Origin of the sequence: Micromonospora sp. LOL_025, from assembly GCF_048060285.1 — a bacterium.
Classification (GTDB): Bacteria; Actinomycetota; Actinomycetes; order Mycobacteriales; family Micromonosporaceae; genus Micromonospora.
Window position 1 is genome coordinate 41,948 of the sequence record NZ_JBHMIR010000005.1, and the last position, 14,181, is coordinate 56,128.

At 75.6% G+C, this 14,181-nt stretch carries 16 protein-coding genes; 5 read left to right on the forward strand and 11 right to left on the reverse strand.

What is annotated here, in order from left to right:
• Window positions 1-3: 3 nt before the first annotated feature.
• Window positions 4-789 (reverse strand): RNA ligase family protein, encoded by a 786-nt coding sequence (locus ACFHW0_RS08885; protein ID WP_416606803.1) that lies wholly within the window; start codon window positions 787-789, stop codon window positions 4-6.
• Between the two features lie 167 nt (window positions 790-956).
• Here ACFHW0_RS08885 and ACFHW0_RS08890 point away from each other — a divergent pair, with 167 nt between their 5' ends.
• On the forward strand, window positions 957-1,382 hold the full coding sequence (locus ACFHW0_RS08890) for a hypothetical protein (RefSeq protein WP_088999889.1): 426 nt from the start codon (window positions 957-959) through the stop codon (window positions 1,380-1,382).
• A 22-nt stretch (window positions 1,383-1,404) separates the two neighbouring features.
• On the opposite strand, the gene ACFHW0_RS08895 is transcribed toward ACFHW0_RS08890, so the two are convergent.
• From ACFHW0_RS08895 to ACFHW0_RS08910, 4 genes are read right to left on the reverse strand one after another with little or no spacing between them, the layout of a single operon-like run.
• Window positions 1,405-2,469, reverse strand: coding sequence for an ABC transporter ATP-binding protein (locus ACFHW0_RS08895; RefSeq protein ID WP_416606804.1), 1,065 nt, complete (start codon window positions 2,467-2,469; stop codon window positions 1,405-1,407).
• Entirely contained in the window at window positions 2,466-3,281 is an 816-nt protein-coding gene (locus ACFHW0_RS08900) for an ABC transporter permease (protein WP_416606805.1), read from the reverse strand. The genes ACFHW0_RS08895 and ACFHW0_RS08900 overlap by 4 nt, the downstream gene beginning before the upstream one ends.
• On the reverse strand, window positions 3,278-4,024 hold the full coding sequence (gene modA / locus ACFHW0_RS08905) for a molybdate ABC transporter substrate-binding protein (RefSeq protein WP_416607020.1): 747 nt from the start codon (window positions 4,022-4,024) through the stop codon (window positions 3,278-3,280). Before modA ends, ACFHW0_RS08900 begins: the two co-directional genes overlap by 4 nt.
• A gap of 35 nt (window positions 4,025-4,059) precedes the next feature.
• Entirely contained in the window at window positions 4,060-4,485 is a 426-nt protein-coding gene (locus ACFHW0_RS08910) for a TOBE domain-containing protein (RefSeq protein ID WP_416606806.1), read from the reverse strand.
• 198 nt (window positions 4,486-4,683) lie between these two features.
• On the opposite strand from ACFHW0_RS08910, the gene ACFHW0_RS08915 reads away from it, so the two are divergent.
• Entirely contained in the window at window positions 4,684-5,811 is a 1,128-nt protein-coding gene (locus ACFHW0_RS08915) for a transporter substrate-binding domain-containing protein (protein WP_416606807.1), read from the forward strand.
• A complete protein-coding gene (locus ACFHW0_RS08920) occupies window positions 5,703-6,833 on the forward strand; it encodes a hypothetical protein (protein ID WP_416606808.1) in 1,131 nt (376 codons plus the stop codon). The genes ACFHW0_RS08915 and ACFHW0_RS08920 overlap by 109 nt, the downstream gene beginning before the upstream one ends.
• 44 nt (window positions 6,834-6,877) lie before the next feature.
• On the opposite strand, the gene smpB is transcribed toward ACFHW0_RS08920, so the two are convergent.
• Window positions 6,878-7,372, reverse strand: a complete 495-nt coding sequence (smpB, locus tag ACFHW0_RS08925; protein ID WP_416606809.1) for an SsrA-binding protein SmpB — start codon at window positions 7,370-7,372, stop codon at window positions 6,878-6,880.
• Window positions 7,373-7,418: 46 nt separating this feature from the next.
• Window positions 7,419-9,641: a hypothetical protein gene (locus ACFHW0_RS08930; RefSeq protein ID WP_416606810.1), complete on the reverse strand. Its 2,223-nt coding sequence runs from the start codon at window positions 9,639-9,641 to the stop codon at window positions 7,419-7,421.
• 260 nt (window positions 9,642-9,901) lie between these two features.
• Between ACFHW0_RS08930 and ACFHW0_RS08935 the strand changes: the two genes are divergently transcribed.
• Complete coding sequence (locus tag ACFHW0_RS08935) at window positions 9,902-10,441, forward strand: RNA 2'-phosphotransferase (RefSeq protein ID WP_416606811.1); 540 nt, start codon at window positions 9,902-9,904, stop codon at window positions 10,439-10,441.
• A gap of 10 nt (window positions 10,442-10,451) precedes the next feature.
• Here ACFHW0_RS08935 and ACFHW0_RS08940 read toward each other — a convergent pair whose 3' ends face one another.
• Window positions 10,452-10,964: an NUDIX domain-containing protein gene (locus tag ACFHW0_RS08940; protein ID WP_416606812.1), complete on the reverse strand. Its 513-nt coding sequence runs from the start codon at window positions 10,962-10,964 to the stop codon at window positions 10,452-10,454.
• Between the two features lie 279 nt (window positions 10,965-11,243).
• On the opposite strand from ACFHW0_RS08940, the gene ACFHW0_RS08945 reads away from it, so the two are divergent.
• Entirely contained in the window at window positions 11,244-11,918 is a 675-nt protein-coding gene (locus ACFHW0_RS08945) for a DUF1028 domain-containing protein (RefSeq protein ID WP_416606813.1), read from the forward strand.
• 378 nt (window positions 11,919-12,296) lie between these two features.
• Here the strand turns inward: ACFHW0_RS08945 and ACFHW0_RS08950 are convergent, their stop codons facing one another.
• The 3 genes from ACFHW0_RS08950 to ACFHW0_RS08960 form a co-directional block, all read right to left on the reverse strand.
• Window positions 12,297-12,857, reverse strand: a complete 561-nt coding sequence (locus ACFHW0_RS08950; protein ID WP_416606814.1) for an NADAR family protein — start codon at window positions 12,855-12,857, stop codon at window positions 12,297-12,299.
• A 235-nt stretch (window positions 12,858-13,092) separates the two neighbouring features.
• Window positions 13,093-13,734: an SRPBCC family protein gene (locus tag ACFHW0_RS08955; RefSeq protein ID WP_416606815.1), complete on the reverse strand. Its 642-nt coding sequence runs from the start codon at window positions 13,732-13,734 to the stop codon at window positions 13,093-13,095.
• Window positions 13,731-14,111 (reverse strand): ArsR/SmtB family transcription factor, encoded by a 381-nt coding sequence (locus tag ACFHW0_RS08960; RefSeq protein WP_121398794.1) that lies wholly within the window; start codon window positions 14,109-14,111, stop codon window positions 13,731-13,733. Before ACFHW0_RS08960 ends, ACFHW0_RS08955 begins: the two co-directional genes overlap by 4 nt.
• Window positions 14,112-14,181: the final 70 nt, after the last annotated feature.

Sequence of the window (14,181 nt, forward strand, 5' to 3'; positions counted from 1 at the left end):
TGGTCAGCGCCGGCCCTCGCGGCGCCTCAGGGTGCGCTCGTAGTCCTGGAACCGCGCCTTGGCGATGGCCGAGCGGTCCGCCGCGCGCAGCACCAGCCCCTCGGACCGGCCGGCCGGTCCGTCCAGGGCCACCAGGGTCCGGGGCAGGCGGTCGGCCAGGAACGTGTGCATGCCCTCGATGGCGCGGGGCAGCTCCCCGGCGGGGACGGTGGCCAGCCGGGGCACGGTCGGCAGGCCCAACGCGTCGGCCCGCCCCACGAGGTCGGCCTCGCCGAGGAAGCGCTGGCCGCCGCCGTCGCGCCAGGCCGAGATCCGCGCGGCCGGCCAGTCGAGCATCGGCGCGGGGTCGTCCAGCACGACCACGTCGAAGAGCCGGTGCCCGACCCGGCGCTCGGCGGTGTAGTGCCGGGAGGCGGCGGTGACCTTGCCGCCGTACACCTCCAGGTAGAAGACCGTGATCCGGTCGTCCGCCGCCGCGACGGTCAGCCGCTCGGCCACGTCGCGCAGGGCGTCGACGATGCCGAGCGCGGGGTTGCCGATCAGGTCGCCGCGCGCGTACAGCAGCTCCTCGCGGCTGCCGATCAGGTACCCGCCGCCGGGCAGCACGACGATCCGGGCGTTCGTCCCGTCGATCTTCTCGGTGAGGGTGACCGGCCCGGTGAACGCCACGCACTCCGCCAGCAGGCCGCCGTCGCGGGGGTCCAGGGCGTGGTAGGTGGGGATGGACGGGTACTTGGTCAGCGAGTTGATCGTCCGCAGGTCGACCGTCCGGACGTCGAGGCGGGACACGGCAGCTCCTTCACGTGGCGGGGTCCGCCGCGCCGGTTCGCGGTGCGGCGTCGGGCGGGCAGCGTATCCGCCGCGCGGGCCCCGGATCGCGCCAGTTTTTCGGCGCGCGCGTCCAACCTGGACCGTCGGCGTGCGGAAATGTCGTACCCGGCGGCGACCATCCATCCATGGCTGTCCCCGCTCTCACCCCGCACACCGATCAGCCGCGTTCGGTGCCGCTGCGCGAGGCGCGCACCCGGCTCACCCAGCTCGTCGCGCTGGCCGAGTTGACCGACACCGTCACCGTCGTCACCCGCGACGGCGATCCCCGCCCGGTGGCCGCGATCGTCCCGGCGGCCGCCGCCCGCAGCGCCGCCCAGGCGCGTGCCGACACCGATCGCCTCGCCGCCGTCACCGCCGGCTGGGCCCGGCGCCTCGACGAGGCGCACCGGCGCAGCAGCCACCGGCACGCCGCCGAGCTGCGCGCGGTGACCGCCGCCCTCGCCGAGGTCTGGGCCGAGCTCGACCGCCGGGTCACCCCGGGCAGCGACCCCGGTCTCGCCCGGCTCCGGGCCGCCCACGCCGACCTGCTGGCCGCCGACCCCGCCGCCTGACCCGGCGCCGGGTCAGGGGGCGTCAGCCGGCGGGGTACGCGTGGGTCTGCGCCGCCTTCACCGCGGCCCAGACCGGCTGGCCGGGGGCCAGTCGCAGATGCGCGGCGGCGGCCGGCGTGACGTCCGCGGACACCCCGATCGGCCCGTCGAGCTGCACCCGCAGGTCGTCGCCGTGCCGCTGCACGCCGGCCACCGTCGCCGTCCAGGTGTTGCGCGGGCTGCCCTCGGGGCGCGAGGGGTGTAGGGCCACCGCCGAGGGCCGGAAGGCGACGAAGACCTCCCCGTCGAGCCGGTCGGCGACCGTGAGGGTCAGCCCGTCGGCGACCCGGACCAGGTGCCCGTCGGCGTGGCCCCGGTGCAGGTTCAGCCCGACGAGCCGGGCCACGTAGTCGGTGCGTGGCCGCGCCGTGACGGTCGCGGCGTCACCCTCCTGCACCACCCGGCCCTCCTCGACGACCACGAGCCGGTCGGCCAGCACCAGCGCGTCCAGCGGATCGTGGGTGACCAGCAGGGTGGCCCCCGGATGCGCGGCGAGGTGCCGGTGCAGCTCGGCCCGGGTGTCCAGCCGGGTGCGCGCGTCGAGCGCGGCGAGCGGCTCGTCCAGCAGCAGCAGCGCCGGCTCGACGGCGAGCGCGCGGGCCAGCGCGACCCGCTGCGCCTGCCCGCCGGAGAGGTGCCGGGGCCGGCGGTGGGCGTGTTCGGCCAGGCCGACCCGGTCCAGCCAGTCGTGGGCGGTCCGCCGGGCCGTACGCCGGTCGGCGCCGTGCCGCCGGGGCCCGAAGGCCACGTTCTCCACTGCGCTCAGGTGCGGGAAGAGCAGGTAGTCCTGGAAGACCACGCCGATCGGCCGGCGCTCGGTCGGCGTCCAGGCGCGTCGCTGCGGCCGGTCCAGGTCGACGCCGTCGAGGGTGAGGTGCCCGGCGGTCAGCGGAAGCAGGCCGGCGAGCGCGCGCAGCGCGGTGGTCTTGCCCGCCCCGTTGGGGCCGAGCAGCGCGACCACCTCGCCGGCGGCGACCCGCAGCGCGACGTCGAGGCGGAACCCGTCCCGCTCCACCACGAGGTGCGCGTCGAGCAGGGGCGCGCTCACGGGCTGGTGATCCAGCGGTCGCGCAGCCCGGCGAGGATGGCGACCGAGACGGTGAGCAGCACGAGGCTGAGCACCACGGCGGCCTGCACGTCCGTCTCCAGCGCCAGGTAGACGGCCAGCGGCATGGTCTGCGTCCGGCCCGGATAGTTGCCGGCGAAGGTGATGGTGGCGCCGAACTCGCCGAGCGCCCGGGCCCAGCACAGCACCGCCCCGGCCGCCAGGCCGGGAGCCACCAGGGGCAGGGTGACGTGGGTGAACGTCGTCCACCGGCCGGCGCCGAGGGTCGCCGCCGCCTCCTCGTACCGGCCGTCGGCGCCGCGCAGCGCCCCCTCCACGGCGATCACCAGGAACGGCATCGCCACGAACGCCTCCGCCAGCACCACACCGGCGGTGGTGAACGGCAGGGTGATCCCGAAGGTCGCGTCGAGCCAGCCGCCGAGCAGGCCCCGCCGGCCGAAGACCAGCAGCAGCGCCACGCCGCCGACCACGGGCGGCAGCACCAGCGGCACGGTGACGAGGGCGCGTACCAGGCGTCGGCCGGGGAACTCTACCCGGGCCAGCAGCCAGGCCAACGGCACCCCGAGCAGCAGGCAGAGCAGCGTGGCCAGGGTGGCGGTCAGCAGGGACAGCCGCAGCGCGGTGAGCACGCCCGGCGCGGCGAGCCGCTGCGGCAGGGTGGCCCACGGCGTACGGGCCAGCAGCCCCACCAGCGGCAGGACGAGGAAGACCAGGCCCAGCACGGCCGGCAGCAGCAGCGCGACGGGCACCCCGGCGCCCCGCCGCCGGGCCGGCCGGACGTGGGTACGCCTCACGGGGCCTGGAACCCGGCCTCGGTGAGCACCGCGCGCCCCCGCTCCGAGCGGACGTACGCGACGAACGCCCGCGCGCCGTCGGGGTTCGGCGCGTCCCGCAGCGCGACGATCGGGTAGTCGTTGACGGCGCGGGCGGACTCGGGGAACTCGACGGCCGTCACCTCGGCCGCGACGGCCAGGGCGTCCGTGCGGTAGACGAGGGCGGCGTCGACCTCGCCGAGCCGCACCTTGGACAGCGCGCCCCGCACGTCCTGCTCCAGGGTCACCGGGGTGAGGGCGACCGAGGCGGCGTCGAGCGCCGTCCGCGCCGCCGCCCCGCAGGGCACCTGCTCGGCGCAGAGCGCGACCTTCACCCCCGGCCGGGCCAGGTCGGCCAGGCCGGCGACGCCTCGGGGGTTGCCCCTCGGCACGGCGACGACGAGCTGGTTGCGGACGAAGACCACCGGGTCGCCGTCGGCGTTGCCCGCCCCGGTGACCGTGGCCATGTTCCGCGTGGCCGCCGAGGCGAACACGTCGGCGGGCGCGCCCTGGTTGATCTGGGCGGCCAGCGCCGCGCTGCCGGCGAAGTTGAGGACGACGTTGGTGCCCGGGCGGGCCGCCTCGAAGTCCCGGCCGAGCCGGGTGAACGACTCGGTCAGCGAGGCCGCGGCGAACACGGTCACCGTGCCGCCGCCGGCACCCGGGCCGCCCGCCGACCCGCCGCCGCAGCCGGCCACGGCGGCGAGGGCCAGCACCGCCGCCATCACGCCCGCCGTCCCGCGACGCCGCCGCCGCGCCCTCACGACCCCTGCCTCCCCCGGGAGGCCCCCGGCGGGGAGGCGCGTTCCACCACCACCGTGGTCGACTTGATGACCGCGACGGCCAGCGAGCCGACCCGCAGGCCCAGCTCGTCGACCGCCTCGCGGCTCATCAGCGAGACGATCCGGAACGGCCCGGCCTGGATGTCGACCTGCGCCATCACGGTGTCCTTGACGACGTTGACCACGATGCCGCGCAGCCGGTTGCGGGCCGAGGAGGCGTCCGACCGGTCGTCCGGGTCGGCGGCCTGACCGCGCGCGAACGCCGCCAGGTCGACCCCGTCGATCGCCCGGTGCCCGTGCGCGTCGCGGCCGGCGGCGAGCCGCCCGGCGTCGACCCACCGGCGTACGGTGTCGGCGCTGACCCCGAGCAGCTCGGCGGCCTCCCCGATGCGGAACGTCGTCACCGGCCCACCCTAGCGTCCGGCAGATGCGAGGCCGGGATGCGGGTGACTCTCGTGGCTGCTGCCGCGAGCGGCCGCCGGGCCTGGCGTACGCGGCGGCGCGTCCCGGCGACACGGACGCCCCGTCGCATGCTGTCGCGGCGTGGCGGGATAGACCACAATGAAGGGCTCGCACGGGGGACGGCGACGGGGAGGGCCGAATTGGGTCGGGACGACGAGACCAGCAGCACCCCACCGGCGCCGGCGTCGGCGGCCCCCGCCCGCGCCTCCCGGGCCCGGCAGGTGCGCCTGGCGGCCCTGCTGCTCCTGCTGGTGGTGGTCGTGGCGGCCACGGTACGGGTGGTCGTGGCCACCGGCCCGCCCACCTGGGACGAGCTGCGCGAGCGGGCCGGGCTGACCAACCGGGACCGGCTGATCATCGGGGTCAAGGACGACCAGCCGGGCGTGGCGCAGAAGCTGGAGAACGGCGCGTTCGAGGGCTTCGACATCGACATCGCGTACATGATCGCCGAGGACCTGGGCTTCGACGCCCCGGAGGTGACGCTGCTGTCGATCGAGAGCGAGGACCGGGCCCGCCGGCAGGCGCGCGACGCCGACGGCAGCTTCGTCACCGTCGACCTGGTGATCGCCTCCTACAGCATCACGGAGCAGCGCCAGGACCAGGGCGTCGTCTTCTCCTTCCCGTACCTGGAGACCGAGCAGTCCGTGCTGACGCTCGCGTCCGATCCCCGACAGGTCGCCAGCCTGCGCGACCTCGACCGGGCGAAGGTCTGCACGCTGGGCACGTCCACCTCGGAGCAGCGCCTGCGCGAGGCGGGTGCGAACCCGATCGGCCGCAACCGGATCAGCCAGTGCATCCAGGCGCTCTACGACGGCGAGGTCGACGCGGTCACCACCGACGCGGCCATCCTGGCCGGCTTCGTGGGCCCGCGCCCGCCGGGCGAGCTGCCGCCGGCGACGAAGCTGCTGCGGCCCAAGGAGCTGCGGCACTCGGACATCGGCGCGGAGTCGGCGGAGAAGTGGGGCGTGAACACCGGCCCCAACCCGGCGATGCGGGACCTGGTCAACCTCTCCCTCTACCAGTCGGCGAAGGGCCCCGACGGCGACCGGTGGAAGGCGGCGTTCGACCGGTATCTGGCCTCGGAACAGCAGTACAGCAACCCGCAGCAGGTGGCGGTCGGCCGGCAGCCGGAGCCCGAGGAGAAGGTGGAGGTGCGGCAGTGGCCGTGGGAGAGATGGGCCCTGCCGTCTCCGAGCCGGCCGCGACCGGTCGCGCCGACCGCCGCCCGGGCACCAAGCAGGCGCAACAGGCGCAACAGTGGCTGCTGACGCTGCTGCCCGCGTTCCCGGTGCTGCTGCTGGTGCTGCGGCTCTGGCGGCTCAGCCGGCAGGACATGCCGACGATGCTGCTGCTGGTGCAGTACGTCAGCCCGCTCGGGCTGCTCAGCGCCCTGCTGATCGCGCTGGTGTGGGCGTTCCCGCTGGTGGTGCTGGTGCTGGCCGTCCTCGGTCGGCTGCTCCAGGTGAGCGCGCCTGACCGGTTCGACCCGGAACGCTCGCTGCTCGCCTACGGCACCGTGCGTACCCCCGGTTGGGTGCTGGTGGCGGCGACCGCGCTGGCGGCGCTCACCTGGCAGCTGCGGTTCCTGCCGTTGCTGGTGATGCTCGCCCTCTGGCTGCTGGCGCTGCGGACCCGGCTGCGTCATCCGGACCGGCCCCGCCTGCTCCTGGTCGCCACCCTGGTGCTGCCGGTCGTGGCGGCGACCGCGAGCTACGCCTGGCTGGCGCCCGCCGTGCCGACCGCGATCCGCGACGGCGAGCTGGCCACGGCCCTGCTGCTGGTCGTGCCCCCGCTGGGAGCCGTGGTGCTCACCGGCCCGGTGCCGCGCCCGGTCGCCCCGGCGCTCACCCGGGTCCTCGCCTACGTGGTGGCCGCGGTGGTGCCGCTGGTGATGGGAGTGGTCTTCCTGCGGGTGCCGCTGCTGCCCGCGGTCGCCGTCGAGGTCGGCCCGGAGGCGGGCCCGGTCCGGGAGGTGGTACGCGGCCAGGCGGTCACGGTGACCGACCGGATGACGATCGTGCTCGACGGGCGGGGCGCGGTGCGTTTCCTGCCCAACGACCAGGTGCGCGGGCAGCTCCTCTGCCCCGACCCGGGGCGGATCCCGGTCACCCGCGTGGACGTGTACGGCTGGCACGTGGAGGAGACGGCGCTGGACTGGATGATCCCCCGGCAGCCGGTGGGGCGGGCGGACCCGCGCTGCCTGGGCCGGGTGCCGGCGGGGGACCCCGCCGGCCCGTCCGCGCCGCCGTCCGCGCCGCCGTCCGCGCCGCCGTCCGCCGGCCCGCGCTGACGGCCCGCGCTGACGGCCGGCGGGCGCGGCGGCGACGGGAGCGGTCAGCCCCGCCGCGTGGAGCGGCCCTTGAGGTGGCGGCCCAGCTCCCGGGCGATCTCCCGCTCGGCGTCGCGCTCGGCGAGCGCCTGCCGCTTGTCGTACGACTTCCTGCCCTTCGCCAGGGCCAGCTCGACCTTCGCCCAGCCGCCGGAGAAGTACATCGACAGGGGCACCAGGGTCAGGCCGCCCTCGCGGGTCCGCTCCAGGATCCGGGCGATCTCCACCCGGCGCAGCAGCAGCTTGCGGGTGCGCCGGGGCGCGTGGTTGGTCCAGCTGCCGAAGCCGTACTCGGCGATGTGCAGCCCGTAGAGCATCAGCTCGCCGTCACGCTCCTGGGCGAACGCGTCGACCAGCGACGCCCGGCCCTCGCGCAGCGACTTGACCTCGGTGCCGGCCAGCACGATGCCCGCCTCGTAGGTCTTCAGGACGGTGTAGTCGTGCCGCGCCTTCTTGTTGGAGGCGATCAGCCTGCGCTCGGTCTGCCGGGCCGCGTTCACCCGGTCGAGGATATCGGCCGCCTGCCGGCGGGCCAGGCCGGGCGGATCAGGCGGGTGGCGGCGCCTGCCGGCGCAACCGGTCCGCCAGCTCCTCCACCGCCGCCGCGAAGCGCACGTCGGACTCGCCCGGCCAGTGCCCCAGGATCGGCGGCGGGACGCTGTCGCTCGGCGGGGCCACCACGTCCCACGGGTCGCGTAGCCGCCGGTCGACCGCCCCCGCCGGGCCGGCCACCGCCGGGGGCTCGCCGGGACGGTGCGGGGAGAAGATCCAGCTGCCGATCGAGTCGGTGTCGCGCCACAGGTTCAACCACCGCCAGCCCACCCGCTCGCCCACCTCGCGCAGCACGTCCGCGTCGACGTAGGCGGGGAAGAGCCGGGTGTAGAGCCGGCGCAGCGGCGACCCGTACGTCAGCAGGGCCACCCGTTCGCCGACGCCCGGCGGCAGTTGCAGCACGGTCGCCGCGAGCAGCACCGAGCCGTGGCTGTGCCCGGCCAGCAGCACCGTGTCGCCGCGCCCGGTCAGGTAGCAGATCCGGCGGGTCAGCTCCGGCACGGCCCGCTCGGCGTAGCAGGGCGGGGCGAACGGGTGCGCCGCCCGGGGCCAGAACGTGCCGAGGTCCCACAGCACGCCGACGTACCGGCGGAACTCGGCCGTCCGGTAGGCGAAGATCCCGCCGACGACCAGAGCGAGGACGACCGCCGCGATCAGGTAACTGCCGACGCCGATGCCGAAGTCGACCAGGGCCGCCGGCACGCCCGCGTACCGCTCGGCCGCGTCACCGGGATTGAGCCGCAGCATCCCGAGGGAGCTGGCCGCCAGGCCGAGCGCGGCGAGGCACGCATACACGACGGTCAGCGGTTCCAGCCACTCGGTGAAGCGGGCCCGGGCGATGGCCTTCTCGACCTGCCGCAGCCGGCCGTCGGCCTCCGCCGGGGCGTCGGGGAAGTCCCGGGCCACGGTCGACGCGGCGGCGCGCAACCGGCCGGGCCGGGTGAGCACCGTCGCCACGGCGGCGACGGCCAGCGTGGCCAGCACCGCCAGCATGAACCCGAAGATCGCCCACTTGTAGGCCAACGGCGGGCTGGTGGCCAGCCGCTGCGCCGTGGGGGCGTCGCGGTCCAGCAGGTCCGCCACCCGGTAGACCAGCTCGGCGGAGAACGCCACCGCCAGCCCGGTCGCGACGGCGGCGATGACCGGCCCGCCGAGCCCGCGCAGCGGGGTGCCGCCGCGCGGTCCGTCCGGCCCCCGCAGCGCCACCAGGCCGAGCGCCGCGAGCAGGACCGTCTGGACGGCGAACAGGCCGGCGACCATCAGGCCGTACCCCGGCAGCCCGCCGCCCGAAGGCCAGGGGCCGGGATCGGCGGCGACCACCACCAGGACCAGCGCCGTCAGCGCGCAGGCCGCCGTCCGGAGGGCTCCGGTGGCCCGGTCCACGCCCGCCGGGAAGGTCCGGTCGATCACCGGGTGCGCGCACACCAGGGCCAGGCAGGCCAGCAGCACCACGCCGGTCGCGGCGGTGAGTGCCAGCACGACGACGGAGGCGTCCCGGGCGGACCGGGCCACGAGCAGGCTGAGATCCAGGGCGGCGAAGGCCGCCGCCACGTGGATCGACCGCAGCCGCCCGACCAGCGGTGCGGCGTCCCACTGGCCCACCGCGCTGAGCTGGTGCGCCCCGGAGACGACGGTCGGCCCCCGGAAGGCGTCGAAGTTGCGGCCGGGGCGCGCGCCGAGGCGCCAGACCAGCCCGATCGCGGCGGCCGGGACCAGCGCGAGCACCGCCAGGCGCAGCCCCGTCGGCCGCCCGCCCAGCCAGGACAGCCAGTCCCGGCCGGCGAGGCAGCGCGGCGAGGACATGCACCGCCAGGCCACCAGGTCCAGCGCCACCCCGACGATGGAGAGCACGTAGAGCGCGGTCAGCGTGAGCGCCAGCATCCGGCACAGGGCCTTCACGCCCGCCCCCGAGCCGCGGCTGCGCGGGCGCATCCAGATCGCGACGTTGCAGAGCATGAAGGGCAGCAGGAACACCAGCGACAACGTCCGCACCGCGGTGCCCGACGGCAGGTCGCTCCAGCGGTACGCCTCCAGCGTCACCCCGCCCGCCCCGCGGCTGTCCGGGTAACCGGGCCGGGGACGGTGGAAGCCGCCGTTGCGGTCCCCGGCCACCTGCTGCACGAAGGGGCGGCCCAGCACCGCGCTCGCGTCCGCGCCCGAGACCCCGTGCACCCGCAGCTCCACGACGTCGTACGGCGTCTCCGGTGGATCGGACATCGGCCCCCCGAGGCGTGTCGGCGTCCCCGCGGCGGCCCGGCCGGGTGCCCGTCACCCACGCGGCGCCGGGCGTCTACCCGCCCGGCGGGCGGTCAACCGTCACCGGTCGTCACGGTGCTGACTTCCAGCGCGCCCGAGTTCCGACCGTGACCCCCGCCGCCTGACCGCCGGCGCCGTCGGTGTCCCGCCCGGCGCGGAGGCCGCGCGGATCCGGCCGAATCCGATGGCGCCGGCGGTGCCCGGCGGGGGAGACTCCGCGAATGGATCACCGGGCGATGGTGCGGCTGAGCAAGCGGATGTCCCTGGTGTTGCGGCACGAGCCCGCCCGGTTCGGCCTCGTGCCCGACCGGGCCGGCTGGGTGTCGGTCGACGACCTGCTCGCCGCGCTGGGGATCGACCGCGCCGACCTGGACGCCGTGGTGGCCGGCAACGACAAGCAGCGCTTCGCCGTGGAACGCGGTGCCGACGGCGTCGAACGGATCCGGGCCAACCAGGGGCACTCGATCCCGGTCGACCTGGAACTGGCGCCCAGCCCGCCGCCGGCGCGGCTCTACCACGGCACCAGCCGCGTCGCGCTCGACTCGATCCGGGCCACCGGCCTGCACCGGGCCGGCCGGCACCACGTCCACCTGTCGCCGGACGAGGCGACCGCCCGGCGGGTGGGTGCCCGCCGGCCGGGCGAGCTGGTGGTGCTGACCGTGGACGCGGCGGCGATGGCCCGCGACGGGCACGCCTTCTACCGCAGCGCCAACGGCGTCTGGCTGACCGACGCGGTGCCCGCCCGGTACCTGGCCGACTGAGCGGTCCGGCTCAGCCCGCGCGCCGGGCGAGGAAGTCGGCGAGCACCCGGGTGTGGGTGGAGAAGGCCAGCTCCGTCCGCTCGGTGAGCACCAGCCACTCGGTGGCCTCCTCGGTCGGCGCCGACGGCGGCAGCGTGTCGGCCCGCCGCTCGGGCAGCTCGCCGAAGACCATCATCGTGCCGCCGGCCGGGGCGCCGTGCACCGCGAGGAGCCGGGCGTCGGCGGCGTCGGCGCGCAGGCCGGTCTCCTCCCACAGCTCCCGGACCAACGCCTCCTGCCACTCCTCGCCGTACTCGATGAAGCCACCCGGCAGCGCGAGCTGGCCGCGGGCCGGCTCGATGTCGCGGCGCACGACGACCACCCCGAGGCCCCGGGCCGTGCGGACCGGCAGCACCGCCACCGCGACGGGCAGCGGGTTGCGCCACACCGTCGCGCCGCAGGCCGCGCAGACCCGCGGCCACCCGGCCGCCGCCGGATAGGCGGCGCCGCAGAAGGAGCAGTGGGAGTACGCCACGGCGGTCATGCCGCAGCACGTTACCCGGCGCACCCGGGGCCGCCGCGCCCTCCCGCGCCACCAGGCCACACGTCACGTCGTCGCGATCAACGAGTGGCTCTGACGCGAACCGTGAACACGGCCTAAAGGTGTGCAGCTGATGTCGAGCCAGACGGGCGGGCTGTGGAGGTTGTAGGGGGCGGTGTCTGCTGGCGGGTGCCGTTCGTGGAGGTCCTGACGGCGGCAACGGTGACAGCAACCGATGCCGGATCCGGTAATGCCGGGCGTTCGTCCGGGTATCTGCCGACCGTGACCTTCTCGATCGCCGCACGGTGTCCGCGCACCGGCCAGCTTGGGGTGGGAGCCCTGACGGCCAGGCCCGCGGTCGGCAAGTTTGTCGCACACGTCCACCCCGGTGGCGTGGTGGCGACCCAGGCCACCCCCAATCCGTTCCTGGCCCACGACGGCCTGCCGCTGCTGGGCGAGGGCCGCTCGCCGCAGGATGTCCTGACCGAGCTGCTGGCCCGGGACCCGGGTCGGGAGGTGCGGCAGGTCGGCATGGTCGACCGGCAGGGTCGCTCGCACGCCTTCACCGGCTCCCGCACGAGGGACTGGGCGGGACACCACACCGGGCCGGGTTTCGCGGTGCAGGGCAACCGCCTGGTGGGCCCCGAGACCCTCGCGGAGATCGTCCGGGTGTTCGAGGACAGCCGTGAGATCGACCTGGCGGAGCGGCTGGTGCTGGCCATCGAGACCGGCGAGGAGGCCGGCGGTGACCGGCACGGCGCTCGATCGGCGACCGTGACGGTGATCGGCGATCAGCCGTACCCGCTCTGGGACGTGCGGGTCGACGACGCGGAGCATCCGGCGCGGGAACTGCGCCGGCTGCACGGCGTCTTCCAGGAGGAAGTGCTGCCAACTGTCCAGGGGATGCCCACCCGCGACGACCCCATGGGCGAGGCCGCCCGGCAGGCGCTCGGATAGCCCGCGCCCTACCCTTGTCTGAGCCGTGTGCGCCGACGCCACCTCGGGGACGACTGGGGCGCGGTAGACCGCTCGGGACACAGGTGGGGCACAAGGCGCCGTCAAACGTCGTCGACCAGCCAGCGACGAGGACAACCCGCGGTGCCTTTTGTGAGCAGGTGTCGCCGGCCGTTGACGCTGGCGACGGTCTCGGCGATGCGGTGGCAGCAGCGGCGCAGGCACCGCCCACTGAGCCGGTCAGGTCATGCCGCCTCGTCACCGGCATGGTGGCCACGAGGTCTCCGGTTTCAGGTTCTGCTTGGTCGCTGAACCATCTACCGGAGACCTCACTGCGTATCGATCACCGACACGTCCACGACCCTGATCAGACCGCGGTCCTCACCGGGCACCCGCGCGCAGGGCGTCGCGGGCCGCCATGAGGGCGAAACCGAGCAGGTTCGCGCCCTGCCAGCGCGCCGGATCGTCCGCGGGCGGGTCGTCGGCGGCCAGGCCGATGCCCCAGACGCGGTCGAGCGGGCTGGCCTCCACGAGCACCCGTTCACCGGTGCCGAGCAGGAACGCCCGCAGGTCGTCGTGCTGACCGAACTTGGCGACGCTGCCCGCCACCACGATGTCGTGCCGCCGGGCCTCCCAGGTCGCCTCGTCGAAGCCCCGCACCTGGCGGCCGATCGACTTGGCGCGCTGGGGGTGCCCGGCGGCCAGGATCCTGTCGGCGGCCGCCGCGTCGCCGAACAGTATCGCCTTGTGCCACATCATCCAGTGCTCGGCGGTGGCGTACGTCCGCTGACCGTCGGTGAACGAGGCCGGCCACCACTGGCTCAGGCAGCCGGGCCCGACGCTTCCGTCACGCTGCGGTCGGTGACCCCAGAAGTGCAGGTAGCGGATCTTCTCGCCGGCCTGGAGGGCGGCGACGAGCTCGGCGACGGATCGTGGCGACATGGCGGCGAGTCTGCCCGAGGGGTCCGACGGAACGCGCGCGCTTTTCCGCCCGCCCGGCGTGCGGGGAGGGACCGCCGCCGCGCCGACCGCCCCGGTGCGCGCGGGGCCGCCGCCGCGTCGACCCGCCGGGCGGCGCCGCCGCCGCGCCTGTCGGCAGGGTGCGCGGGGCCGCCGCCGGGTCTGTCGGCCGGCTGCGCGGGGCCGCCGCCGCGCAGCCGGCCGGGTGCGCGGGCGGTCAGGCCGTCGGCGCGCCGGTGTAGAAGGCGGTGGTGCGCTCCACGGCCCCCCGCGCGGCCTCGGCGTCGGTGCCGTCGGCGACGCTCGCCTCGCCCCACCGCTCGCTGCTCGCCGTCACGAACTGCCGGCCCTGCTCGGAGACAGACCAGGCCTCGCTCTCCTCCGGCGTGACCCCGCTGCCGTCGGCGGCCAGGTGCGACGCCAGGCCGAGCAGCGCCAGGTCCCAGCCGACCCCGAGGGCGCCCGGACCGAACTCATCCCAGCGCTCCTGGTCGACGTGCGCGACGTGCTCCAGCTCGAACCGGGTCCGGCCGTCCTCGACCGGCGTCAGCCGCACCTCGATCCAGCTCACCTCGCCGCCGAACTCCCAGGTGGCGGCGAAGCCCTTCGGCGGGTCGCAGCGCTCGATCGTGCCGCCGGCGTTGCCCTCCAGCTGGTAGCGGCCGTCCAGCCGCAGATCGCCGGAGACCGGCATGAACCAGCGGGGAATCCGTTCGGCGTTGGTGCAGGCGTCCCAGACTTCCTCCAACGGCGCGTCGTACGTCTGGCTGATGGTCATCACCCGGGCCTCGCCGGCCTCCAGCACCCGCCGGCCGAGCTGGCGGCGTACGGCGTTGATCTGCTCGGTCGCGTCGATCATCGGTCTCTCCCGTGGTCGGTCGTGTCGTCTGTCGTGGGCGGCTGCTCGCGCAGCCGCCGTTCGCGCTTGCCTCGGGCCAGCTCGGTGGCGAGGGCGTGCAGGGGCGGCGTCCAGAACCGCCGGAAGTGGTCGAGCCAGCGGTCGACCTCCCGCAGCGGCCGGGGATCGACGGCGTAGAGACGCCGGGTCCCCTCCGCCCGCACGGTGGCGAAGCCGTTGTCCCGCAGCACCTTGAGGTGCTGGGAGACGGCCGGCTGGGAGATCCCGAACTCCCGCCGGATCACGTCGCACAGCCCGCCGGCGGTGATCTCGCCGTCGGTGAGCAGTTCGAGGATGCGGCGCCGCACCGGGTCACCGAGTACGTCGAAGGCGTGCACGGACAGTTTGTATCACGCCAGACTTATTTAAGCGAGCCGTGATTCGGCGTGTCCGTGGCGCGCGCGGGAC